A 22744-nucleotide genomic window follows, 5' to 3' on the forward strand; every position below is an offset into this window, starting at 1 on the left:
GGTCGCCGTGGGTTACGTGCGGGCTTACTCAAGAGAACTATGCGTTTTTTGCGAAATGGTTCGGTAGCGATCAGGTTGCTGGAATGCCCGAACTGATGCCAAGCCGTTGGGGGATGACCAATCCTTTTACATTGATGTTGAGGGAATAGGCGCGCTTTTTCAGATCTTGCGTCCCGGGCTCGAGGATTGCCGGACGGGCGTGTCCGACCACCGTTCGATCAACCTTATCAACAGCGTGAGTTCGATGAGTTGGATGAAAAGAGCACGTTGGTGTTTTCGGGGAAGGCATTCAAAGCGGGGCGTAAATGCTCCCGCCCATCGTCAACGCGCTTTCAGCGCATGTCCTCTGGTTGGGCTGCGCAGCGCTGCGCGCTGCGGGTACGCATAAGTTAGAAGCCGACCCCGGTGCCTTGCAGCACGCCATGTTCAAGCGCGTAGCGGGTCAGGCCGGCTGTTGAAGAGATACCCAGTTTGCGTTTGATATTCTTGCGGTGTGTCTCGACCGTGCGCACTGAGATATCAAGCGTCTGGGCAACCTGTTTGTTGGATTTTCCCTGCGCCAGCTCCAGCAGAATTGTTTGTTCCCGACCGGTAAGCGCCTCGCGTGTGCTGTCACCTTTGGGCTGCAGGGACAGGCTGGCACCGGTGCACAGATATTGCTCGCCGCGCATAACCGCATCGATGGCCTGTTTGATCTCTTCCGTCGGAACATCCTTAAGAATATACCCCTTCGCGCCATGGTTGAGCGCGGTCGAGATGTATTCCGGGCTGTCATGCATTGACAGGATCAGAACGCGGGTTTCGGGCAATTGTTCGAGAATGATCTCGGTTGCGCTCAGCCCGCCAAGGCCGGGCATGTTCAAATCCATCAACACCACATCCGGCGCCAGTTGCGTGGCCTGATCCACCGCCGCCTGCCCACTGCCCAATGTTCCAACCACCGCGATCTCCTCATAGGATTCGAGGATGGATTGAATACCTTCGGCGACCATTGGATGGTCATCAACGATCAGAACTCGGATCTTTTCGGCGCTCATGTACCGGCCTTTCGGTTCGGAGTTGCGTCAGTCTGTGGCGGCAGCAAATGGCTCAGCGGCAGGCTGGCTTCGATCACTGTGCCGCCGCGCGGCCCGCGTGATGACAGAATGCGCAGTGATCCGTCAAGCTGCTCAATGCGTTCCTGCATGTTGCGCAAACCGATACCCGTGCCAGTTTGTCCCGGCTCTGAACGCAATCCTCGGCCATTGTCGGTGATGCGCATGGTCGCCCCCTTTTTGTGCCCGCGCAGGTCAATTGTAACACGAGATGCATCTGCGTGGCGTTCAATGTTTGTAAGGGCTTCCTGCGCAATCCGATAGAGCGCGATCTTGCTGTCTTGATCCAGCCGGTTGCGGAAGACCACGGTTGAGAAATCCGTTTCGATCCCCGTGCGGTCGCGGAAATCATCGGTCAGAGCCTTCAGGGCAGGGCCAAGACCAAGGTCATCCAGCACGCCGGGTCTTAAATCACGGCTGATGCGGCGCACCTCGGTGATCGCCGATCCCAGATGATCGATACCCTTGTCCAGTGGCGCACGTGCGCCCTCATCATCGCCGCGGGAAAGCCGCCGTCGGGCGTTGTCCAGCGCATAGCGGACACCCACAAGGATCTGGCTGATGCCGTCATGCAATTCGCGCGCGACCCGGCCGCGCTCTTCTTCCTGAGCGTCGAACACGCGCTGCGTCAGCTCTTTCAACTTGGCGTCTGCGAGACGTCTTTCGCGGATGTTCAACAGCATTCCCGAGGCGAACACGATCAAAACTGCAGCGGTCACAATTGCGCCGATATACATAAAGGTGCGCTGTACCCGTGCCTCAACCTCGGCTCGGGCATTGGCGACAGTGGCTACGATATCGTCAATGAACACGCCGGTGCCCACAACCCAACGCCAGTCTTGCAACCCAACCACATAGGCGATCATCCGGGCCTCTTCCCCGGTTGACGGCTTTTGCCACATGAAACTGTGCCACCCCGCACCTTGTCGCGCGAGGCGAATGAACTCATCCACAATCGGAGTGCCGTCGCTGTCGGTCAGGCCTTCCCAGTTGCGGTTGATGAATTGAGTCTGCCGAGGGCTCACCAGATTTTTGCCGTCGTAATCATATACAAAAAAGAACCCATCCTGACCATAAATCATGGCCGACAAGATTTGCGAAACAAGATTCTTTGAAACTTCGTCATCCGGTTCGGCCCGGCCATAAATATAGGCGAACCCGTTTCTGGCCTGGGTTACATAGTTCCGCAATTCTTCCTTCTTGGCCTCGATCAGGCTGCGCTCCAGCGCCCGGATTTCCCGCTCGGCGGTTGCGCGCGCCTCATAGGCGACCAGCACGGCAATCGCCGCAACGGCGAGGACCAACGGAATTGCCGCTACCAGCGACAGTTTCTGCGCGTAGTTCAGCGAGACCATGTTTCGAAATCTTTGCATGGTCGAATCGATACGCAAGCGGCGGCGAAAATGCAAAAAGATTGGGCGCGCGCGGGTGATATTGCCCCAGTTACCCGTCCTAGGCTGGAAAATCGCCCATATTTTTTGGCGAAAACCGGAAAGAAAGCCGGATCTCTACGCAGTAATAGGTATTCCTTTTCAGGTCGCGGACACTAGTCTGACGCTCACTGAATGCGACAGGCCCAAAGTTTCTTGGGTCAGGACTATTAAGGGGAGGAATACTCATATGGATCGTCGTTCATTTCTGAAAAAATCCGCGCTGGGCGGCTCGGCTGCTGCGGCAACCACTTTGGCAGCACCGGCATATGCGCAGGGCAAGCGCACTCTGACCATGGTCACCTCGTGGGGTCGTGGCCTTGCGGGCGTCTTTGACAGCGCTCAGCGTTGTGCCGACAGCATCACGACTATGTCGGATGGCAATCTGAACGTTGAAATCAAAGCAGCTGGTGAACTGGTTGGCGCCTTCGAAGTGTTCGACGCCGTGTCGTCGGGTCAGGCCGACATGTACCACGCGGCGGATTACTACTTTGTCGGTCAGCATCCGGGCTATGCCTTCTTTACCGCAGTTCCATTCGGAATGACCGCGCAGGAACTGGTGAACTGGTACTACCACGCCGGTGGCATGCAACTGCATGACGAATTGGGCGAGATCTTTGGCCTGAAATCCTTCTTGGCCGGCAACACTGGTGCCCAGGCAGGCGGCTGGTTCTCGAAAGAGATCAACAGCCCTGAAGATTTCAACGGTCTGAAATTCCGTATGCCAGGTCTGGGTGGCGAGGCGCTGGGTAAACTGGGTGCATCTGTTCAGAACATTCCGGGTTCAGAAGTGTATCAGGCCCTGTCATCCGGCGCGCTTGACGGAACCGAGTGGATCGGTCCATGGGCCGACGAAAAGGCGGGTTTCCAGGAAATCACCAAGACCTACTACACTGCGGGCTTCCACGAACCGGGCGCGGGACTGTCGCTGGCCACAAACCGCGAGGTTTATGACAGCCTGTCAGCAGCGCAGCAGAAGATCATCGAGATCGCCGCAGGTGAATGCCACCAGTGGAATCTGGCGCAATTCCTGGCCAATAACGGCGCGGCGCTGCAGCGTCTGCAGGCCGCTGGCGTCAAGGTTTTGGAATTCCCTCAGCCTGTTTGGGATGCCTTTGGTCAGGCAAGCCAGGAAGTGCTGGATCAGTATATGGGTGATGACCTGTTCAAGCGTATCCACGACAGCGCAATGACGTCGATGGCGGCGTCCTCGGCTTGGAACAACCTGTCATCGGGTGTCTATACCGCAGAGCGTGACCGCGTTCGCGGCTAACATACACCGCTGAGATCAAACGGTTTCCCCGCGACTGCGGGGAAACCTTTCCTGTTGCAATTGCGTGGGTTGGACAAGCCCAATAATCAGCAAGGCAACCGACGCGACCTGGGGACAACATGCAGGACGAAAACGGTATCTCGTTCTTCGGCGCCCTGTGGAACGGACTGGTCTGGTTCGTTCAGAACATTGCCGAAGCTTTCTATAATTTCGGATACGCCATCACGCATCCGCATCTCTGGCTGAACTGGTCGGACAAAGAAGCGATCATGCGCTTTGTCTATTACGGCGGGTCGGTCGAGTTCTTCTTTGTGATCTTTGCCCTGTTTTTGGTTTTGACGGCTATCGGCCTGTATTACCGGAATTTCATGTGGGGCATCGTGCGGGGCCTTGAGGGCTTTGCCAACACAACCGGGCGGTTCTTTGCCTGGGCGGGTTTGCTGATGGTGATCCAGCAGATCGTGATCGTTTTCATGCAGCGGGTTTTTACACGACCGGATATGGCCTTTGGCTTGGGTATTCCGTTCCAGATGGATATCAGTTGGTTCGCGGAAGAGCTCAAACTCTACAACGCTATGGTCGTCTGCCTGTGCTGCACCTACACCTTCGTGCAGGGCGGACATGTGCGGGTTGATCTGATCTATGCTGGGATAAGCCACCGTGCCAAACGTGTTGTGGATATGCTGGGCGCGGTTCTGTTCATGATGCCAATGGCTGTGCTGACCTGGATGTATGGTTGGTATTTCATGTGGCGCCACCTGATAGTGCCGAAACCATCAGCCAGCGATACACTGGACCGCCTGGTCATGAAATCCCGCGCGATGCGCTGGAATGTCGAAACCATCGGGTTCAGCCCCAACGGATTCAACGCTTACTTCCTGTTCAAAATCCTGCTGGTGGCCTTTGCGGCGATGGTGTTCCTGCATGCGATCGCGTTCCTGTACCGCTCGTATCTGGAATATGTGGAAGGACCGGAAAGCGCTGGAAAATACCTCGACAAGGACAGCCTTGGTGAGGGTGAAGAAGCCTACGAAGGCGCACATTAGGGACGGAGACCCAGACAATGTTATTCGGACTTGATGGCGTCGAGATAGGCCTCATTATCGTATTTTTCTGCCTTTTCGGAGGCATCCTTTCCGGTTTCCCTGTGGCCTTTGCCATCGGCGGGGCCGGGGTAATCTCATTCGGAATTATTGCTGCGCTGGACAGTTCCGGCCTGCTGATACATCAGGCGATTGATACTAGCTCGCAGATGTATCGGGATCTGGTTGCGACAGGCGTTAAGCCCGACGCGGTATCCGTTTTCCGATATCCGGACTTGCCGAGGATAGGCGAGCCAGTGTTCCCCGCAGGCTGGGAAACTGCGCTGGACCGTAACGTATCTTTCATCGTCAACCGGATGAACGAACGCGTTCTTGCGGGGCAGTCTATCGAAACGCTGCTGGCAGTTTTGATGTTCGTTCTGATGGGCATCACGCTGGAACGGTCGAAAATCGCGAATGATCTGCTAACCACAATGGCCCGGGTGTTTGGCCCGCTGCCGGGTGGTCTGGCTGTATCCATTGTGGTTGTGGGCGCGTTTCTTGCGGCCTCGACCGGGATCGTCGGCGCAACCGTGGTGACGATGGGTCTGTTGGCCCTGCCGACTATGTTGCGCAACAACTATTCGCCGGAGCTGGCGACGGGCGTGATAGCGGCTTCGGGGACATTGGGACAGATCATTCCACCTTCGATCGTGATCGTTCTGTTGGGGACGCTGGCCGGAGACCTGTATTCAACGGCGCAGGAAGCCCGTGCAGTTGAGGCAGGTTGTAGCGATGCGTTGACCTATCTTGGTGAACCCGCGGTTGTGTCGGTCGGCACGTTGTTTCAGGCAGCCTTGCTGCCGGGGATCATGTTGGCGTTGCTTTATGCGCTTTATGCATTTGGCTATGCGCTGTTGAACCCCGACAAGGCACCCGCTGTGCCGATGTCCGGTGGAAGTGGCGAACCGATTACCCGCGCGGAAGGCCTGACGTGGTTGCTAGCAGCCCCGGTGGGTCTGATCGTTGGCGCCGTGTTGCTGAGCAGTGTTGGACTGATCGGCAGCCAGAACGTCACGGTATCAGCATTCTCGGATGTCGGGCAGGGTGCATCACTGCGCACCAATGTGCCTGAAGAGTGCAAGATTTCGATGATTGATCTGCATGGTCAGGCAGCGTGGGATCAAGCGATTGCCGAGCAGGAAGAGATCGATGCGGCCGGTGGTGTATCGAATGCGGAACGCCTGAGTGAGGAGGATCTTGTCGCAGCGCGTGACGCGAAGATTGCGGCAGCAGCTCCGATCGGGAATGGCGTGGCGGTTATTGCAGTTCTACTAGGGCTGACGTTGGTTTTGGGGCGGGGCATCGCGCCGTCGCGGTCACCGCAGCCTCTGATCGTTGGTGCGATTGGTCTGTTGTTGATGCTGTTTGTCGATGTCTTGCTGATAAAACCAACCACGTCTTCGGGTGCCACTTTCCTGTTGTTGGCTGTGCCTTTCGCCCTTGCGATCTACGGTTGCAAGGAAGCGGCAGCGCGCTGCGCGACAAATGATCTGATCCGGGTGGTGTTCCCACCTTTGGTTCTGATCATAGCGGTGCTGGGCTCGATCCTTGGCGGTGTGACCAATCCGACCCCAGCCGCTGCTTTGGGTGCGGGCGGTGCGATCATGCTGGCGGCCTATCGGAAGCTTCAGGATCAGGGTCGGTCCGGCAATGTGATCATCTGGTCGACCTTTGCCGTCATCATCTGCCTGCTTCTCGGCGTGAATTTCGATTTGCGCGTCAATCAGGGCGGGGTGTCGTTCGAAAGCTGGGTCGCGTTCTTCCTTGCTTACGCCGCTTATATCTACGCCCTGTTTGGCTTGGTTTACGGATGTTGGGTCTTGTTCACCGGTGGCGTCCTGACGCCTGTGGTGCGCGAGACGGCCAAGGTGACGTCGATGGTGTTCACCATCCTGATCGGGTCGCAATTGCTGAACCTGGTGGTGATCTCATTTGGTGGAGAGCACTATATCCAGCAATTCCTCAAGAGCTTTGACAATGAGTTCACCGTATTCCTGATCGTGATGCTGGTGTTGTTCATCCTTGGCTTTGTGCTGGATTTCCTAGAGATCATCTACATCGTCATCCCCATCGTGGGTCCGGTGATCTATGGCGGATCGTTTGATCCGAAATGGGTCACGATCATGGTGGCTGTGAACCTGCAAACCTCGTTCCTGACGCCTCCGTTTGGGTTCGCGCTGTTCTATTTGCGAGGGGTGGCACCAAAAGAGGTGACGACCGGGCATATCTATCGAGGGATCATCCCATTCGTGATCATTCAGGTGGTGGGTATCGCGATCTTGTGGTTCTTCCCAACGATCGTGACCATCGTGCCGGATCTGATCCCGAATTGAGGATCGGCGAAGCTAATGGTTATCGGAAAAGGGGGCCAGTCGGCCCCCTTTGCTTTGTGCCGGATATTAAGGGGCTCCGCCCCTTCTTGGCCTTTGGCCAATTCAACCCCGGGATATTTTCAGCCAGATGAAGATTTGGATCAGGTGAATTGAATCAGATCCCATCGGTTGCCGAATGGGTCGCGCCAAACTGCAACGGAGCCATAGGGTTCGTGGCGGGGGGCTTCTTCGAAGGTGACGCCTTTGGCCAGCATGGCAGCGTGGTCGCGGGTGAAATCGTCTGTTTGCAGAAAGAAGCCGACGCGCCCTCCGGTCTGATTGCCGATTGCAGCGTGTTGTTCCGACCCGACCGCTTTTGCCAGCAAAAGCGATGCGTCGCCCGACCCCGGAGGCGTTACGCGGACCCAGCGTTTCCCTCCCCCAAGATCGATGTCCTGTACCAGTTCGAAATCCAGCGTTTCGGTATAGAACGCGATGGCATCATCATAGTCAGGCACCACAAGGGTGACTGCATGGAGGGATTGCTGCATTTGGCTACTAGCCTTTGGTCGGGTGACGATCCGGCAACTGAATGTTGGCGACCTGCTCGGCGATCGGGGCGGATGAGAGTGGATGATGTGACGGATCCTGATACGCGGTCGGGTCGTCGATCTTCTGCCATTGGCCCTGAACATAGGCTTCCAACCCCGCGAACTTGGCTTTGTAGCCCATCTTGGGGCTGCCTGGGACCCAGTAGCCCAGATAGATGTAGGGCAGGCCAGCCTCGCGGGCGATATCGATGTGGTCGAGAATCATATAGGTACCAAGGGAATTCTGCGGCTGCACAGGGTTATAAAACGAATAGACCATGCTAAGCCCATCATCGAGGACATCGGTCAGGCTGACGGCGATCAAATCGCCGTTTTCGGGATCCGTGTATTCGACGATACGGCTGCGGATCGGGGTCTCTTCGATCATCGCCGCAAATTCAAACACGTCCATGTCCGCCATACCACCGTCGGCATGTCGGTTGTCGAGATATCCGCGAAACAGATCGTACTGCTCGTCGGTTGCCCAAGGAGATTTCGCGCTGCGTTGCAGGTAAGAATTGCGCTTGATTGCGCGCTTCTGACTTTTTGAGGGTTGGAAGGCTGAAACGTCGATCCTAGCGGACAGACACGCAGAGCAGTCCGTGCAGGAGGGGCGATACAAGACGTTTTGTGACCGGCGAAACCCTTGTTGCGACAGCGAGTTGTTTAGCTGATCCGCGCCTTCGCCCTGCAGGGCGGTAAACAACTTCCGCTCCATCCTGCCCTCAAGATAAGGGCAGGGCTGAGGGGCTGTCACATAGAATTGTGGCGCAATGGGCAGCGTGTGTCGCATGAAGGTCCTGTGTAGCCTCAAACCGGATGATAGCAACGGTTTTTCTGGCCGCCAAGTGATTCACACGAAGGATTTTCAGGCGCGTTGATTGATCATGACGGTGCCGAGGAACGCATCTGTCAGACCCTGACAACGCGCACTGGTCATAATCATGATAACCGAGATGATCTGGATCACCGGAAACATCATGCTTACAAAGTAGCCGGCAGTGTGGGCAATCGCCTTGCCGGTGTCCATCTTTTCACCGAATGCATCGCGCAGCTCGATCCCCATGAAGCGCATGCCCAATGTGGCCGATCCGTTCGCGATCGTGACGACGCGGTAGACAAAACTGACGACCGCGTAAATCAGCGCGAGGATGAAAAACCCAAGTCCGAACGTCAGCAGGATTGCCACGGTGCACAGCAGTGAAATAAAGGCGATATCGAACAGCCAAGCAACAAAGCGTTTTGTCGTCACAGACCTGTAGAATTCAGGTTGGCGATCGGGATCGGGCAGGTTTGTCATAGTCGGAATATCCAGGTGATGGTGTCAGATAACCCTGTCCCGAACAATCGGAACAGGGCAAGCGGGATCAGGCAGGTTCACCTTTGTCAGTTTCTTCATGGTTCTCGCGAGCGCGATCATTCATGAACTGGTCGAATTCTGCCTTGTCTTTGGCTTCACGCAGTCGGCGCAGGAAGGCTTCGAAATCCTGTTGTTCGCGTTCCAGACGAGCCAGGGTGTCCGATTTGTAAGCGTCAAACGCACTGTTGCCGGACGGCTTCATCGTGCTCATGTGGCTTTGCCAGGATTTGCGGCGACTGCAGGACTTGCTGAACATTCGTTTACTCCAGATCATATAGGCCAGAAAGGCAAGGCCGATCGGCCAGAAGAAGATGAATCCAAGGACCATAGCAGCGATCCAGGCGCCTTTGCCTTTGTCGTCAAGCCAGGCCTCGGCACGATAGAACCATCCCGGGTTTTGCGGGGCGACGGGTTCAGTTAGTGCAGTCATTTGGGCTCTCCAGGGTTGATGTAAATTCCTTTCACATTGTCTAGATGGGGTCCATTTAGCTGGATGCAAGAGGTCGATGTGAAAAAGATTTACATTTTGCGATCTGGTTGACGCGGCATGGGATCACGCGCAGTTTGCAGGTATGAGTATGACTGAAAACAAGGCCGCCCCGACGGTTGACGCGATCCTTGATCTGGAAAAGCAGGTCTGGGCCGCGCTGGTCTCGGGCAACGCGCAGGCAGATCGAGCTTTGCTGAGCCCGGATTTTCTGGGGGTCTATCCTTCTGGATTCGCCAACAGGGATGATCACGTTGGCCAATTCGCCGATGCGCCTACCATGGCGACATTCGAGCTGAGCGAGGCCAAGCTGATGGTTTTGACGCCAGACATTGTCCTGCTGTCTTATCGTGCCGACTACCAAAGGCCGGATGCCGATAGGTGGGAGACGATGTTGATTTCTTCGCTCTGGGAAAGGCGGCACGAGGTTTGGGTAAACAGTTTCAGTCAGGACACCCCACTGGAGACAACCTGACGGGTTTGCCCCATTGACGACCCGACACGGCAATGCGCAGGTTGCGCTTATGACTGATGTTCTTACCATCTCCCGCCTGCCGCGCGCTTTTGATCCAGCTCTGGGGGATGAAACCCGTGCGTTGGTGCCGGAGTTGTCTGCTGAACATGGCGAGTTGATTGCAGGGACGGCCGGATCAAGCCCGTACCTGAAGGGCCTGATCGAAATTGAGAAGGCATGGCTACCTCAGGCGTTGCAGCACCCGGATCAGGCGTTGACAGATGTGATGGCAGCAGCGCGGGCCTTGCCGGCAGATCAGCTAAAGCCGGGTTTGCGGAAAGCCAAACGCCGCATAGCCTTGATGACCGCCCTTGCAGATATTGCCGGGGCTTGGCCCCTGGAAAAGGTCACGTCAGCGCTCACGGATTTTGGCGCATTGGCGGCGGATGTGGCGGCTAAGGCTGAAATTGCGGCCTTGGTGCGGCGCGGCAAGCTACCGGGGATGACAGAAGACGACGTCCAATCGGCCGCTGGGATGGTCATCCTGGCGATGGGTAAAATGGGCGCGCATGAGCTGAACTATAGCTCGGATATCGACCTGATCGTGTTGTTCGATGAGACACGCTTTGATCCCGATGATTTCTACGACGCTCGGCAAGGCATGGTGCGGGCCACGCGCAATTTCTGCGCAACGTTAAGCGAAAAGACAGCCGATGGCTATGTGTTCCGCACCGATCTTAGGTTACGCCCGGATCCTGCTGTCACACCGGTCTGCATGGCGATGGAGGCGGCCGAGCGGTATTATGAAAGCCTTGGACGCACGTGGGAACGTGCCGCCTACATCAAGGCACGCGCCTGCGCAGGCGATATAGCAGCTGGAGAGCGGTTTCTGGATGGCCTGCGCCCCTTTGTTTGGCGGCGCCATCTGGACTTTGCGGCCATTCAGGACGCTCATGACATGCGCCTGCGTATCCGAGAGAACAAAGGGACCGGCGGGGCATTGTCGATCCCGGGCCATGATATGAAACTGGGGCAAGGCGGCATCCGCGAGATTGAGTTTTTCACCCAGACACGCCAGCTGATCGCCGGAGGTCGCGATCCTGATCTGCGGGTGCGGGGCACGGTGCCGGGCCTTGCTGCGCTGGCCTCAAAAGGATGGGTGCCAACGGACGTCGCTGATAAACTGACCGACCATTACCGCGCCCATCGTGACGTCGAGCACCGTATTCAGATGGTGCATGATGCCCAGACCCATAAGGTGCCTCAATCCCCTGACGGGATCGAACGCGTTGCCTGCCTGATGGGGATCAGCATTGCGGCGTTGACATCGGATCTGACCCGACGCCTGACTGAAGTTCATGAATTGACCGAAGGCTTTTTTGCGCCGGGTCAATCAGCGGCCTCAGTTCAAGTGCAAGAGGTCGCATTCGACAAGAGCATTCTGGCCCGCTGGACCACCTATCCGGCGTTGCGCTCACAACGGGGGCGGCGCATTTTTGAACGCCTCAAACCGGAACTCCTGTCGAGGCTTGCGAAATCCGCGCAGCCGGATGAGGCGTTGCTGGCTTTGGATGGGTTTCTCGCAGGGCTGCCAGCCGGTGTGCAGCTGTTTTCGCTATTCGAAGCCAATCCGCAGTTGATCGACTTGCTGATCGATATCGTCGGGACCTCTCATGCATTGGCCACGCACTTGTCCCGCAACGCCGCTGTTTTTGATGCGGTGATCGGCGGAAGCTTTTTTGCCGACTGGCCCGCGCAGGCGGCGTTGCAGGCAGAGCTGGCAGGTGCCTTGGCTGAAGAAACTGACTACGAAACGCAGTTGGATTTTGCCCGTCGCTGGTGCAAGGAATGGCATTTCCGGATCGGTGTGCATCACCTGCGTGGGTTGATCGATGGGGCGCAGGCGGGTCGACATTACGCCGAACTGGCGCAGGCGGTTATTGCGGCGATCCTGCCCCACGTGGCCGCAAGTTTTGCCCAAAAACATGGGCCTGCACCGGGACGCGGAGCCGCAGTCCTGGGAATGGGCTCAATCGGGGCAGGGCGGATTAACTCGCAATCTGATCTGGACATGATCGTGATATATGACCCGCAGGATCAGGACATGTCCGACGGTCCACGACCGCTTGCAACGCGCACATACTACGCCCGTTTCACGCAGGCCCTGATTACGGCATTGTCTGCACCGATGTCGCAAGGGCGTCTTTATGAGGTCGACATGCGCTTGCGTCCGTCAGGTAATCAGGGGCCAGTCGCGACCAGTTGGGCCAGTTTTACCAACTATCAGCGAAAAGATGCATGGGTTTGGGAACATCTCGCCCTGACACGTGCCCGTGTGGTGGCTGGGGATGCCGGCCTGGCAGAAGATATCGAAACCTTTCGCGCTGACTTTCTGTCCAGTTCGCGCAACCGCGATCAGGTCCTTCATGAAGTGGCCGAGATGCGCGCGCGCCTGGCAGCGGCAAAATCACCTGCGGGGATCTGGGATGCCAAGAACGGGCCGGGTCGCTTGTTGGACATCGAATTGATGGCCGAAACCGGGGCGCTGTTATCAGGCAGCCCGCAACGCGATGTGCATACCGGACTAGACGGGGCGGTCGCTGCAGGCTTGTTGGATGTCGCGCAGGCACAAACGCTGAAAGACAGCTATGACTTATGCTGGTCGGTGCAATGTGCGGCGCGGCTGCTTTCGGGCAAGGTCATCGAGGCTGACAAAATCGGTGACGGCGGTACGGCGTTTCTGTGCCGCGCCACCGGGTTCGAGCAGGTCGAACAGCTGCAATCCGCATTGCAGGACAGTTACATCACCGCCGCCGGTCTGATCGGCAGCGTGATCAAGGAGGGCGAAGATGGCGCGCAGCACTGATCCGAACGATCCCAAGGGGCTGATCCGCGAGGCTTATCGCATCGATGGCATCGCTTTGCCCGAATGCCGAAGCATCTTTCTGGATTGGGCTTTGAGCTTACCGGATAGTCTGGATCAGAAACAGGCGCTGACCGATCTGCACGCCGCTTATTACGCGCAGGATTCTGAACACCCGATGACTCAGGTGCTGGCCGAAGGGTTGCAAACTGCCCAAGCCCCGAAACGGCGTGGCGGATGGCGCGCCCGTGACCGAGGGACATAGGGGCTTTTCCATCAGCGCCTTCGCGACTATGAGGGCGTCATGACGCAAAATGCCGTGACAGACCGCCCTCGTATCCGCCTGAAACCCAAAGCCAACGCGCGCGGCCTGCGCCATGGTGTCCCATGGGTTTATGCCAACGACATCGTAACCGACCGCCGCACCCGCAAGATCGCCGCCGGGGCACTGGCTGTTCTCGAGGATGACAAACGCACACCCATCGCTTTGGTTGCGGTTAACCCGGAGTCAAAGATCATGTGCCGGGTCTTGGACCGTGATATCGACGCGCAATTGACGGTCGACTGGTTCGAAACCCGTTTAAGCCGCGCCTTGGCCTTGCGCGCGCGCCTGTTTGACACGCCTTATTACCGGCTGGTCCATGCCGAAGCAGATAGCTTTCCTGGCGTGATCATCGACCGGTTCGGCGATGCCTGCGTGATCCAGCCCAACGCCGCCTGGGCCGATGCACATCTGGACGTTTTGATCGATGCGTTGGTCAAAGTTACTGGTGTGACAACTGTGCTCAAGAACGCCTCCGGCCGCACGCGCGGTCTGGAAGGCCTAGACGACCTGAGCTTGACCCTGCGCGGCGCAGCACCCGATGCACCTCTGCCCGTGCCGATGAACGGCGCGACCTATATGGCAGATCTGACCGGGGGGCAAAAAACCGGCCTGTTCTTTGATCAGCGCCCCAACCATGCCTTTGCCGCAGGGTTGGTCCATTCCGGCGCGCATGTGCTGGACATGTTCAGCCATGTCGGCGGTTTTGGTTTGGCGATGCTGGCAGGTGGCGCAAAGCACGCCTTGTGCGTTGACGGGTCCGTCCCCGCATTAGAACTTGCAACGAAGGGCGCCGACGCTTCCGGGTTTGCTGACCGGTTCCAAACCCGACAAGGCGACGCTTTTGACGTTTTGACCCAGTTGGGCGAAGAGGGGGCGCAGTTCGATGTCGTCATCTGCGATCCACCAGCCTTTGCACCGTCAAGACAAGCGCTGGATGCCGGATTGCGGGCCTATGAACGCATTGCCCGCTTGGCTGCGCCACTGGTTAAACCGGGCGGCTACCTCGGCCTGTGCTCTTGCTCGCACGCCGCAGACCTTGGACGGTTCCGCGATGCCTCATCCCGTGGCATTGGGCGTGCCGGACGACAGGCGCAATTGATCCACACAGGCTTTGCCGGGCCAGATCATCCGCAACTGCCACAACTGGCCGAAAGCGGGTATCTCAAAGCGGTGTTCTACCGGTTGTGAAGGCGGTTCTGGATACCTGCATCATCTACCCGACGGTGATGCGTGAGCTGTTGCTTGGTGCGGCTCAACTGGGCCATTTTACTCCAATCTGGTCTGCACGGATCCTCGAAGAATGGGCCCGTGCCGCCCGAAAGCTGGGCCCTGAGGGTGAGATGCAGGCGCGGGCCGAAATCGCACTGACACAAGCACAATGGCCCAACGCCGAACAAGGCGCTGCTCCGGGGCTCGAACAACGGCTGTGGTTGCCGGACGCCGCTGACATCCATGTTCTGGCCACCGCCATCGCCAGTTCTGCGGATGTGATCGTCACCGTCAACGCAAAAGACTTTCCCAAAAACATCCTGGCCGAGGAAGGTCTGGAACGACACGATCCCGACAGCCTCTTACTGGGGTTCTGGCTCACTGATCCTGAGGGCCTCGAACAGGTCGCAAGCCGTGTGCTGGCCGAGGCCAATCGGCTTTCCGGAGCGCAATGGGCCTTACGGCCTCTGATGAAAAAAGCCCGCCTGCCGCGTCTGGGAAAAGCGCTCAGCCAAAATCCTTAGTCCCTTCGTCTGGCTAGAAATATCCCGGAGAGCGCGAGAGGCTGGCCTCTCGCTGCCGGTCGATCAGCCACGCCCCCAACGCTGCTCAAGCGTCTCAAGCGCTGCAATACGCTCATCCGTCTTCGGGTGGCTCATCAACCACGCAGGCACCACGCCCGAGCGTTGTTCGGTCAGCGCTTCAAGCTTATGAAACAGGGACTTCTGCGGCCCGATCCCAATCCCCGCCTTGGTCAGCAGGGCGGCCGCATACTCATCCGCCTCATACTCATCCGCACGGGATAGGCGCGACGCCAGTAGGGTCGTCAGCGCATTGGCAATGATGGCACCGATAAAAGGAATGAACCGGTTCAGAACCATCATCAGCGCTGTGCGCATGGCATTTTGCCCTGAAAAATCGATCATCCGCCGCCGGGCATGGCCGAGTGCCACATGACCCAACTCATGCGCAATGACGCTGGCCATTTCTTCTGCTGAAACCTCACCATTCCGGAACTTGCGATAGAACCCACGCGTGATGAATATCCGGCCATCCGGTGCAGCCAATCCGTTCACAGGATCGATCTCATAAATATAAACGGGAACACGGTCCACATCCAACGCCGCCGCCAGCCGGTCTGTCAGGCGTTTTAGTGCAGGGTCAGCCAGCTCTGTCGATTTTGCATCCAACTCGCGATGGGTGCGCCAGACAGAAATCCGGTACATCACAACGGCATAGGCAATGGCCAGCAGGATCGGCGTTAAGCGGAGCATGGGTTAGATATGGGATTTCAACCGCGCAAGAGCAAATGGAAAGTTGCGTTCTGGCCGGAGAGCGCCTCCAAATTCAACTTAGATCAGGCTAACTCTTTGATTTTGAACAACAGCGAAGCCTAGTCCTGACGGGGTGGCGGCAGGGTTAGTCCGATGTCATAGCTTCGCTCCAAAAGCGCTTGCCGCCGTTTTGCTGATCCGGTCGACCCGTGGAGCACTTCGATCTTACGGGGCGAAAGGCCAAAATAGCCGAACGTTCCTTTGGTCCAAGCGGTCTCAAGTGCATGATGATATCCGGCGGCTTCCATTTCGTCTGAACGCGCCCCGGCAGGGATCAGCAACACCCCGGATCGAGGTTTTTGCAGTGACTTTTCCGTATCCTGCAACTGGTCGTAGGCCCAGCCCCACGTCCAAACCCGATCCACCCAGCCTTTCATCATTGAGGGCATACCCCACCAGAACAAAGGAAACACAAGGCAGATGGCATCGGCACGAGCGATCCGCTTTTGCTCGGCTGCGATGTCCGGCGGCGGCGTTGAGCTTGCATCCCCTTCAATATCCGCCATAGACCAGCGCGGATCAAAACCTTCGGTATGTAGATCGGCAAGCTCGACGGTGTGGCCAGCTGTTGTGGCACCCTTCATGAATTGTGCAGCGCTGGCCGCCGTAAACGAGTTCGGGTCCGGATGATCCAGAATTGTCAGTACGTGCACAGGCAAGCTCTACGTTGTTGTCAAATGAACTTTGATCACTGTGGAAGCTCAACGTAGCTTGAGGTCAAGAGGAGATGTTTGCTGAGTATTCGGCAATAGACTGGTTAGAGACTACTACCGTGTCAGCTCTCGCATTCCTTGCTCAAGCCCGGCCAATGTCATCGGGACCATCCGATCCTCGAAAAGCTCTCGGATCATGCCGATGGAATGGGTGTATTCCCAGTATTTCTCGGGCAACGGGTTGATCCACAGGTTTGAGGACCATTGTTCACGTGCGCGCTGCAACCAGACCTGACCGGCCTCCTGGTTCCAGTGCTCATTGGCGCCACCGGGATAGGCGATTTCATAGGGGCTCATCGAGGCGTCGCCGACGAAGATGCATTTATAGTCCGGCCCATAAGTGCGCAGAATTTCGTGGGTAGGCGTTTGCTGATCCCAGCGACGGCGATTGTCGCGCCAGACCCCTTCATAAAGGCAGTTGTGGAAGTAGAAATACTCCAAATGCTTGAACTCGGTGCGGGCAGCGGAAAACAGTTCCTCGACCACCTTGATATGCGGGTCCATGGATCCGCCCACGTCCAGAAACAGCAACACTTTGACGGCGTTGTGACGCTCGGGCCGGGTTTTGACATCCAGATATCCGTGCTCGGCCGTGGCGCGGATCGTGCCGTCCAGATCCAGTTCCTCGGCTGCACCTTCGCGCGCCCAACGGCGCAGGCGTTTCAGGGCGACTTTGATGTTGCGGGTGCCCAGTTCAACTGTGTCATCTAAGTTCTTGAATTCGCGCTTATCCCAGACTTTCACAGCGCGCTGATGACGGCTTTCTTTCTGACCGATCCGCACGCCTTCGGGGTTATAGCCATACGCCCCGAACGGAGAGGTGCCAGCGGTGCCGATCCACTTGTTGCCGCCCTGATGGCGGCCCTGTTGGTCCTTGAGCCTTTCGCGCAAAGTGTCCATCAACTTGTCAAATCCGCCAAGGGCGTCGATCTCGGCCTTTTCTTCTTCTGACAGGTGCTTTTCGGCCATTTTGGCCAACCATTCGGCGGGGATATCAACCGCATCAAGCACCTGATCGAAAGTGATCTCGTTCAGGCCTTCGAAACTGGCGGCAAAGGCGCGGTCGAACTTGTCGATATTGCGCTCATCCTTCACCATCGAGATGCGCGCCAAGTAGTAGAACGCTTCGACATCATAGGTTGTCAAACCCTTTTTCATGCCTTCAAGAAACGTCAGATATTCCCGCAAAGAAACGGGAATGGCTGCTTTTCGGAGGTTCTCAAAAAAGGGCAGGAACATCGCGCTATACTACCAGCCGGACCAGCACCATCGAGACTATGAGACCGGCAAGCGCAAAGGCGATTCCAAACCCGGCGGCATATTGCGCCATATCAGCCGCGTTTCCATTGCGTTTTCGCGCAGTCAATGCGCCCAGGATTGCACCTAATAACGCCATTCCGAGAACTACTAACATGGCTGTGTCATCCGCCTCAGTTGCTGTTGGAAGGTCTGACTGTCGCGTCCTGCAACAGGGATTGAACCACCAGATCCGAGCCAAAGCCGTATCGCGCCCATCCCAGACTGTCCAGCCTGACTGCGCGTGCCTGCTCCGGCTTTCCGGCCTGTTTGAGGGCTTCGGATTTCAACAACAGTAGCGTGGCAAGAATTGAGGCGTTTTCGGCCCGCGTCATGACGTTGATGGCCTGATCAAGCTGGGGCAGAGCACTGGGGCCCTGATCCTGCGCCAACGCAAAAGCTGCAGTCTGGGTGGTTACATGGGCACGGTGGACCTCGGTTCCCGGCGTTTCGCGCAGGAATTGCAGGGCAATCTGGAACTGGCGCTGTGCCTCTTGCGGGTCGTTGAACTGCATCATGCGCCCCATCAGATAGTGCGGATACGCCCGGCGGTGATCGGTCCAGCCCAGCTGCTGACCGATTTGGGCGGCCTTTCGGGCCGCCCGCATTTGTCTGGGTGAGCTTGATCCCGGGCCCAGCGATTTCTGAATCGCATCAATCCATTCGCGCGGTGTGTCCGAAATCGGCTGCGCGGGCAGCCTGTCGCCGCGCGGGTTCAGGCGACTCAGAACACCGGGAATGACAGCAGCGACCTGGTCGCGGGTCATTCCGGTTTGCAGCTCGGGGGCATAAGCTGCTCGCAGGATCAACATGTCAAAGCCGGTTAGAACGGTGTGGATGTTGTCGTCGTTGAACACCGAGTCCGGCAGGTGATAAAGGTCATTCAACGGCCCCAGCGCTTGCGCCAGCTCTTCATGCAGGCAGTCGCGCATCTCTTGCGGGCTGACATCATAGGGGATGAAGATACCGATCCGTTCGCGGCTGCGCAGCTCGGTCCAGCTGCTTTTGGCCTTACGTCGATCGCGGCTGTATTCCTCAAAGCTCGAAGCGTTGGGTACAACGAAACAGGCTGCATTCGGCAGGATACGGTGGATCTGCCTCTGGCTGACCGCCTCGATTGTAATATTCGCCTGACCCTCGTTGATCTGCCGAATGTCGAGCCTTGCCTCGCGGCGCAGTCGTTCAAGCAACTGGCCAAGGTCGCGCCGCATACTGGCGGTTGACGCGCCGGTCAACCGCACCGTGATCGGCATTTCGAACCGGGTGAAAACAGGCAGTTGCGCACCGCTTTCCAGTTCGAAATGCAAGGATACAAAGTCAGCGGCAATGTTCTTGTTGGATCGTGCGGGCGGGGCAGGTCGGGGGGCGGGGAAGGTTTTTGTCGGGGGCAGCGAGGCCTCGATAACCTTGACCTCGGCCGGCAACTCGATCGTCTCAACAGACGTGCAACCGCATAGTGCCACTGCCAGAACAAGAGCGCCCCGCCGGATCATGAGCGGTTGTACTTAACAAACGGTGTCAGTGTTCCGATGCGATCATAAAGCTGACGCGCCGTATGATTGAACTCTTGTGTCAGCCAATAAACGGATGGCGCGCCTTTTCGATCTGCTTGGTCGTAAACCGCTTGTATCAGGGCGCGTCCGACACCTGTCCCCCGGGTCTCGGGTCGGGCGTACAGGTCCTGAAGGTAGCAAACCTGTTCCACTTTCCAGGCATGTCGGTGAAACAGAAAATGCGTCAGGCCAACAAGTTTGCGATCTTGCTCGGCGACGAAACAGGAAAAGTCTTGCGGGTCGTCGCCAATCAACCGCGAAAAGGTCGTGGCATAGATCGCTTCAGGAACGGTGGTTTCGTAGAAGGCGAGGTAGTCCCGCCACATCTCGGCCCATGCGTCCCTGTCTTCGGTGCGCAGGGCGCGAATCTTTATTGCGTGGGCCACGGGACACGTCCTGTTTTGTGTGTTCGAGCTGAACACAATCTTTCTGATGCTGACATCCGGTCTGCGCCAAGGCAAGCCGCGATCACCAGATGTTCAAGCGGGTTCAGCCTTTGCGGCGTGCCATAAAGGCTAGACGCTCAAAAAGATGCACATCCTGCTCATTCTTCAGCAAGGCACCATGCAGTTTTGGCAACGCGTTGACTCCGTCGCGCTTGAGGTCCTCGGCAGTCAGGTCTTCGGCCAGTAGCAGCTTCAACCAGTCCAGAACCTCGGATGTCGACGGTTTCTTCTTCAGCCCCTGAGTCTCACGAATTTCATAAAACTGCGTCAGCGCGGTTGTTAACAGCGCATCTTTGATGCCGGGGTGATGCACCTCGACGATCCGGCGCATCGTGGCGTCATCGGGAAAGCGAATGTAGTGAAAAAAACAGCGGCGCAGAAACGCGTCCGGCAGTTCTTTTTCATTGTTCGAGGTAATAATCACGATCGGACGGTTTTTGGCCCGGACAGTCGCGCCGGTCTCATAGACGTGGAATTCCATCTTATCGAGTTCCTGCAACAGGTCGTTGGGAAATTCGATATCGGCCTTGTCGATCTCATCAATCAGCAGAACCACCTTTTCATCCGCTTCGAACGCCTGCCACAGCTTTCCCTTGCGGATATAGTTCGACACGTCATGCACGCGTTCTTCACCCAACTGGCTATCGCGCAACCGGCTGACCGCATCATATTCATATAGGCCCTGCTGCGCACGGGTGGTGGATTTGACGTTCCACTCGATCATTTTCAACCGCAACGCACCGGTCACTTGTCTGGCCAGCTCGGTTTTACCGGTGCCGGGTTCCCCCTTGACCAGCAATGGGCGTTCCAATGTCACAGCGGCATTTACAGCGATGGTCAGGTCGTCGGTGGCAACATATTCAGCTGTGCCTTGGAAACGTGCGGTCATGGGCCCCTCGTGTGGTTATGCGCGATGAACGAGCAAGAGTGTGGTGTCCGGGTTACAGAGGGGCAACGTTTTTGACAACCCAGGCCCCTGCGTCGGATGAAGCGAATTTTTGTAACAAGTCCAATCTGTTTGGTTTGATTCGGTGAGAATCCGCTCATGCAGCACATGAAAATTGCCTTGAAATCGCCTGCTGAATTTCACAGAAAAACAAGGTTTTGTTGTTTTAAGTCTCATATTTAGACAGGCCCGACTAACGGCGTATCGGTGCGACGTTTGTGTAGTGACATTCTTACGCGCGTCGGATAAACGCTGCGCAGAAGGGGGTGCCAAATGTCAGGTGAAACGACCGCGACCGACGTTTCTGGCCATACCAAGGGAGCCAATATGAAGCAGGAAGTTTTTCTGCCGGAAGATTATCGCCCGGCCGAAGATGAACCGTTCATGAATGATCGACAGCTTGAGTATTTTCGTCGCAAGCTGCTTGATTGGAAGACTGAACTTTTAGCAGGCAGCCGCGACACGATCGAAGGATTGCAGGACAATACCCGCAACATTCCCGATGTAGCTGACCGCGCAAGCGAAGAGACCGACCGTGCGCTGGAGCTGCGTACGCGGGATCGTCAACGCAAGCTTGTGTCCAAGATTGATTCCGCACTGCGTCGGATCGACGAGGGTGAGTATGGGTATTGCGAAAAAACGGGCGATCCTATCTCGCTGAAGCGTCTGGATGCGCGTCCGATCGCGACCATGACGCTTGAGGCACAGGAACGCCATGAACGCCGCGAGAAAGTCCACCGCGACGATTGATCGCTCGGATTTGGCGAAGCAAATACGCCGGGGCTTATGGCTCCGGCGTTTTTTGTGCGATAAGTTTGCCTTATGAATGTTGAAAGTCTGAAAGTCGGCGTTGTTGGCGCCGGAATAGGCGGCTTGGCGGCTGCGATTGCGTTGCGTCAAAAGGGTGCCGATGTTGTTGTTCTGGAACAGGCGCCTGAAATCGCTGAAGTCGGGGCTGGTTTACAGATCAGTGCAAACGGCCTGACCGTTCTCAAGGCGCTGGGTGTTCTCGGAGATGGCCCTGATATGGGGCAACGGTCCTACGGTACGATCCTGCGCGACTACAAATTCGGGCGCTTTATCAGCCGGATCGGAGAGCCCGCTGCCGGTCCCACATATTACTACCACCGGGCGGATCTGATTGACCTGCTGCTCAAATCCGCAGGTGAAGTTGGTGTTGAGGTTCGCCTTGGCAGCAAAGTTCAGGAAATCAATGAACACCCTGAAAGAGCCGAAATACAATTGGCCACTGGGGATATCCTGCCGGTGGATTTTGTGGTTGCAGCAGATGGTGGCCGCAGCGCGATCCGCCCCATCCTGAACGGAGAGGAAATCCTTGGTTTCACCAACCAGGTGGCGTGGCGTGCGACGATACCGTGGGATCGCGTGTCGAAACTGCCCAAAGCGCATCTGACCATGGGGCCGGGGCGCCACGTGGTAACCTATCCGCTGCGCGATCAGAGCCTTCTCAATATCGTTGCCATCGAAGAGAGGTCGGATTGGCAAGGCGAAGGCTGGCGTTTGAAAGGCGATCCGAACGATCTACGCGCGCGGTTTTCGGATTTTGGCGGCAAAGTGAACGACGTATTGCAGGAGGTTCAGGATACTTATCTCTGGGCTTTATTCCTGCGTCCGGTTGCGCGAAAATGGCAGAACGGGCGCGTCGCTCTGCTTGGGGATGCGGCGCATCCGACGTTGCCGTTCATGGCCCAGGGCGCATGCCTTGCGCTTGAGGATGCATGGATTTTGGCGCGGTCTTTTGAAGGCAACGATGTTGCCGATGCATTGAGCGCCTATGTGGTCGCACGCACCGCACGGGCTCGGAAGGTTGTCGAAGCGGCCTCAGCCAATGCGCGGAACTTTCACTTGCGCGGACCCGCGCGCATTGCAGCCCAAATGGCTCTGACGGCGTTCGGAGGTCGATTGGGACGCCGATACGACTGGATATACAGCTACGACGCAACCGCCTGAGCG

Annotated in this window: 23 protein-coding genes; 10 read left to right on the forward strand and 13 right to left on the reverse strand. The window is 57.1% G+C overall.

Annotated elements, in window-relative coordinates:
- Positions 1 to 389 precede the first annotated feature (389 nt).
- Positions 390 to 1037, reverse strand: coding sequence for a response regulator transcription factor (locus tag Q1B21_RS06590; protein ID WP_299075986.1), 648 nt, complete (start codon positions 1035 to 1037; stop codon positions 390 to 392).
- A complete protein-coding gene (locus tag Q1B21_RS06595; protein WP_298936009.1) occupies positions 1034 to 2467 on the reverse strand; it encodes a cache domain-containing protein in 1434 nt (477 codons plus the stop codon). The genes Q1B21_RS06590 and Q1B21_RS06595 overlap by 4 nt, the downstream gene beginning before the upstream one ends.
- A 247-nt stretch (positions 2468 to 2714) precedes the next feature.
- Between Q1B21_RS06595 and Q1B21_RS06600 the strand changes: the two genes are divergently transcribed.
- The 3 genes from Q1B21_RS06600 to Q1B21_RS06610 all read left to right on the forward strand — a co-directional run bounded on the left by Q1B21_RS06600 (position 2715) and on the right by Q1B21_RS06610 (position 7215).
- Complete coding sequence (locus Q1B21_RS06600) at positions 2715 to 3797, forward strand: TRAP transporter substrate-binding protein (protein WP_298936008.1); 1083 nt, start codon at positions 2715 to 2717, stop codon at positions 3795 to 3797.
- Between the two features lie 119 nt (positions 3798 to 3916).
- A complete protein-coding gene (locus Q1B21_RS06605) occupies positions 3917 to 4843 on the forward strand; it encodes a TRAP transporter small permease subunit (RefSeq protein WP_298936007.1) in 927 nt (308 codons plus the stop codon).
- 17 nt (positions 4844 to 4860) lie between these two features.
- Positions 4861 to 7215: a TRAP transporter large permease subunit gene (locus Q1B21_RS06610; protein ID WP_299887368.1), complete on the forward strand. Its 2355-nt coding sequence runs from the start codon at positions 4861 to 4863 to the stop codon at positions 7213 to 7215.
- 140 nt (positions 7216 to 7355) lie between these two features.
- On the opposite strand, the gene Q1B21_RS06615 is transcribed toward Q1B21_RS06610, so the two are convergent.
- From Q1B21_RS06615 to Q1B21_RS06630, 4 genes are all read right to left on the reverse strand, one after another.
- Complete coding sequence (locus tag Q1B21_RS06615; protein ID WP_299887371.1) at positions 7356 to 7745, reverse strand: VOC family protein; 390 nt, start codon at positions 7743 to 7745, stop codon at positions 7356 to 7358.
- A 7-nt stretch (positions 7746 to 7752) separates the two neighbouring features.
- Positions 7753 to 8577: an arginyltransferase gene (locus Q1B21_RS06620; protein ID WP_298935998.1), complete on the reverse strand. Its 825-nt coding sequence runs from the start codon at positions 8575 to 8577 to the stop codon at positions 7753 to 7755.
- 75 nt (positions 8578 to 8652) lie between these two features.
- Positions 8653 to 9084 carry an RDD family protein gene (locus tag Q1B21_RS06625; protein WP_299887374.1) on the reverse strand — a complete coding sequence of 144 codons (432 nt, stop codon included), beginning with the start codon at positions 9082 to 9084 and terminating at the stop codon, positions 8653 to 8655.
- A 67-nt stretch (positions 9085 to 9151) separates the two neighbouring features.
- Positions 9152 to 9574 (reverse strand): DUF2852 domain-containing protein, encoded by a 423-nt coding sequence (locus tag Q1B21_RS06630; RefSeq protein ID WP_298935996.1) that lies wholly within the window; start codon positions 9572 to 9574, stop codon positions 9152 to 9154.
- A gap of 148 nt (positions 9575 to 9722) precedes the next feature.
- Here Q1B21_RS06630 and Q1B21_RS06635 point away from each other — a divergent pair, with 148 nt between their 5' ends.
- Genes Q1B21_RS06635 through Q1B21_RS06655 form a run of 5 tightly spaced genes read left to right on the forward strand, consistent with a single transcriptional unit; the run spans position 9723 to position 15006 of the window.
- Positions 9723 to 10106, forward strand: a complete 384-nt coding sequence (locus Q1B21_RS06635; protein WP_299075977.1) for a nuclear transport factor 2 family protein — start codon at positions 9723 to 9725, stop codon at positions 10104 to 10106.
- A 49-nt stretch (positions 10107 to 10155) separates the two neighbouring features.
- On the forward strand, positions 10156 to 12951 hold the full coding sequence (locus Q1B21_RS06640; RefSeq protein WP_299887378.1) for a glutamine-synthetase adenylyltransferase: 2796 nt from the start codon (positions 10156 to 10158) through the stop codon (positions 12949 to 12951).
- A complete protein-coding gene (locus Q1B21_RS06645) occupies positions 12935 to 13213 on the forward strand; it encodes a hypothetical protein (RefSeq protein WP_299887381.1) in 279 nt (92 codons plus the stop codon). The genes Q1B21_RS06640 and Q1B21_RS06645 overlap by 17 nt, the downstream gene beginning before the upstream one ends.
- Before the next feature lie 39 nt (positions 13214 to 13252).
- Complete coding sequence (locus tag Q1B21_RS06650) at positions 13253 to 14461, forward strand: RSP_2647 family RNA methyltransferase (protein ID WP_299887383.1); 1209 nt, start codon at positions 13253 to 13255, stop codon at positions 14459 to 14461.
- Positions 14458 to 15006 (forward strand): RSP_2648 family PIN domain-containing protein, encoded by a 549-nt coding sequence (locus Q1B21_RS06655; RefSeq protein WP_299887385.1) that lies wholly within the window; start codon positions 14458 to 14460, stop codon positions 15004 to 15006. Before Q1B21_RS06650 ends, Q1B21_RS06655 begins: the two co-directional genes overlap by 4 nt.
- Before the next feature lie 63 nt (positions 15007 to 15069).
- Here Q1B21_RS06655 and Q1B21_RS06660 read toward each other — a convergent pair whose 3' ends face one another.
- The 7 genes from Q1B21_RS06660 to Q1B21_RS06690 form a co-directional block, all read right to left on the reverse strand.
- On the reverse strand, positions 15070 to 15756 hold the full coding sequence (locus Q1B21_RS06660) for a M48 family metallopeptidase (RefSeq protein WP_299887388.1): 687 nt from the start codon (positions 15754 to 15756) through the stop codon (positions 15070 to 15072).
- A 119-nt stretch (positions 15757 to 15875) separates the two neighbouring features.
- The gene (locus Q1B21_RS06665) at positions 15876 to 16469 is read right to left on the reverse strand and encodes an NAD(P)H-dependent oxidoreductase (RefSeq protein ID WP_299887390.1); all 594 of its coding nucleotides are present in this window, start codon (positions 16467 to 16469) and stop codon (positions 15876 to 15878) included.
- Between the two features lie 114 nt (positions 16470 to 16583).
- Positions 16584 to 17768 (reverse strand): VWA domain-containing protein, encoded by a 1185-nt coding sequence (locus tag Q1B21_RS06670; protein WP_299887392.1) that lies wholly within the window; start codon positions 17766 to 17768, stop codon positions 16584 to 16586.
- 4 nt (positions 17769 to 17772) lie between these two features.
- Positions 17773 to 17943 carry a hypothetical protein gene (locus Q1B21_RS06675; RefSeq protein ID WP_299887394.1) on the reverse strand — a complete coding sequence of 57 codons (171 nt, stop codon included), beginning with the start codon at positions 17941 to 17943 and terminating at the stop codon, positions 17773 to 17775.
- A 16-nt stretch (positions 17944 to 17959) separates the two neighbouring features.
- Positions 17960 to 19318 carry a DUF2927 domain-containing protein gene (locus Q1B21_RS06680; protein WP_299887396.1) on the reverse strand — a complete coding sequence of 453 codons (1359 nt, stop codon included), beginning with the start codon at positions 19316 to 19318 and terminating at the stop codon, positions 17960 to 17962.
- Positions 19315 to 19704 carry a GNAT family N-acetyltransferase gene (locus tag Q1B21_RS06685; protein WP_299887586.1) on the reverse strand — a complete coding sequence of 130 codons (390 nt, stop codon included), beginning with the start codon at positions 19702 to 19704 and terminating at the stop codon, positions 19315 to 19317. Before Q1B21_RS06685 ends, Q1B21_RS06680 begins: the two co-directional genes overlap by 4 nt.
- A 163-nt stretch (positions 19705 to 19867) precedes the next feature.
- The gene (locus Q1B21_RS06690) at positions 19868 to 20713 is read right to left on the reverse strand and encodes a MoxR family ATPase (protein WP_299887398.1); all 846 of its coding nucleotides are present in this window, start codon (positions 20711 to 20713) and stop codon (positions 19868 to 19870) included.
- A 384-nt stretch (positions 20714 to 21097) separates the two neighbouring features.
- On the opposite strand from Q1B21_RS06690, the gene dksA reads away from it, so the two are divergent.
- Both dksA and Q1B21_RS06700 read left to right on the forward strand, forming a co-directional pair.
- Positions 21098 to 21520 carry an RNA polymerase-binding protein DksA gene (gene dksA / locus Q1B21_RS06695; RefSeq protein ID WP_120632936.1) on the forward strand — a complete coding sequence of 141 codons (423 nt, stop codon included), beginning with the start codon at positions 21098 to 21100 and terminating at the stop codon, positions 21518 to 21520.
- A gap of 72 nt (positions 21521 to 21592) precedes the next feature.
- The gene (locus tag Q1B21_RS06700) at positions 21593 to 22741 is read left to right on the forward strand and encodes an FAD-dependent monooxygenase (RefSeq protein WP_299887400.1); all 1149 of its coding nucleotides are present in this window, start codon (positions 21593 to 21595) and stop codon (positions 22739 to 22741) included.
- The last annotated feature ends 3 nt before the right edge of the window (positions 22742 to 22744 follow it).

The organism is uncultured Ruegeria sp., from assembly GCF_947504215.1.
GTDB lineage: Bacteria > Pseudomonadota > Alphaproteobacteria > Rhodobacterales > Rhodobacteraceae > Ruegeria.

Excerpts from the sequence above, each read along its gene's own strand:
- Q1B21_RS06630 (WP_298935996.1), bottom strand. The coding sequence starts at position 9,574 with ATGACTGCACTAACTGAACCCGTCGCCCCGCAAAACCCGGGATGGTTC.
- Q1B21_RS06675 (WP_299887394.1), bottom strand. The coding sequence starts at position 17,943 with ATGTTAGTAGTTCTCGGAATGGCGTTATTAGGTGCAATCCTGGGCGCA.
- Q1B21_RS06635 (WP_299075977.1), top strand. The coding sequence starts at position 9,723 with ATGACTGAAAACAAGGCCGCCCCGACGGTTGACGCGATCCTTGATCTG.
- Q1B21_RS06590 (WP_299075986.1), bottom strand. The coding sequence starts at position 1,037 with ATGAGCGCCGAAAAGATCCGAGTTCTGATCGTTGATGACCATCCAATG.
- dksA (WP_120632936.1), top strand. The coding sequence starts at position 21,098 with ATGAAGCAGGAAGTTTTTCTGCCGGAAGATTATCGCCCGGCCGAAGAT.
- Q1B21_RS06640 (WP_299887378.1), top strand. The coding sequence starts at position 10,156 with ATGACTGATGTTCTTACCATCTCCCGCCTGCCGCGCGCTTTTGATCCA.
- Q1B21_RS06650 (WP_299887383.1), top strand. The coding sequence starts at position 13,253 with ATGACGCAAAATGCCGTGACAGACCGCCCTCGTATCCGCCTGAAACCC.
- Q1B21_RS06610 (WP_299887368.1), top strand. The coding sequence starts at position 4,861 with ATGTTATTCGGACTTGATGGCGTCGAGATAGGCCTCATTATCGTATTT.
- Q1B21_RS06595 (WP_298936009.1), bottom strand. The coding sequence starts at position 2,467 with ATGCAAAGATTTCGAAACATGGTCTCGCTGAACTACGCGCAGAAACTG.
- Q1B21_RS06600 (WP_298936008.1), top strand. The coding sequence starts at position 2,715 with ATGGATCGTCGTTCATTTCTGAAAAAATCCGCGCTGGGCGGCTCGGCT.
- Q1B21_RS06660 (WP_299887388.1), bottom strand. The coding sequence starts at position 15,756 with ATGCTCCGCTTAACGCCGATCCTGCTGGCCATTGCCTATGCCGTTGTG.
- Q1B21_RS06645 (WP_299887381.1), top strand. The coding sequence starts at position 12,935 with ATGGCGCGCAGCACTGATCCGAACGATCCCAAGGGGCTGATCCGCGAG.
- Q1B21_RS06620 (WP_298935998.1), bottom strand. The coding sequence starts at position 8,577 with ATGCGACACACGCTGCCCATTGCGCCACAATTCTATGTGACAGCCCCT.
- Q1B21_RS06700 (WP_299887400.1), top strand. The coding sequence starts at position 21,593 with ATGAATGTTGAAAGTCTGAAAGTCGGCGTTGTTGGCGCCGGAATAGGC.
- Q1B21_RS06690 (WP_299887398.1), bottom strand. The coding sequence starts at position 20,713 with ATGACCGCACGTTTCCAAGGCACAGCTGAATATGTTGCCACCGACGAC.
- Q1B21_RS06680 (WP_299887396.1), bottom strand. The coding sequence starts at position 19,318 with ATGATCCGGCGGGGCGCTCTTGTTCTGGCAGTGGCACTATGCGGTTGC.
- Q1B21_RS06625 (WP_299887374.1), bottom strand. The coding sequence starts at position 9,084 with ATGACAAACCTGCCCGATCCCGATCGCCAACCTGAATTCTACAGGTCT.
- Q1B21_RS06670 (WP_299887392.1), bottom strand. The coding sequence starts at position 17,768 with ATGTTCCTGCCCTTTTTTGAGAACCTCCGAAAAGCAGCCATTCCCGTT.
- Q1B21_RS06615 (WP_299887371.1), bottom strand. The coding sequence starts at position 7,745 with ATGCAGCAATCCCTCCATGCAGTCACCCTTGTGGTGCCTGACTATGAT.
- Q1B21_RS06685 (WP_299887586.1), bottom strand. The coding sequence starts at position 19,704 with ATGTGGCGGGACTACCTCGCCTTCTACGAAACCACCGTTCCTGAAGCG.
- Q1B21_RS06605 (WP_298936007.1), top strand. The coding sequence starts at position 3,917 with ATGCAGGACGAAAACGGTATCTCGTTCTTCGGCGCCCTGTGGAACGGA.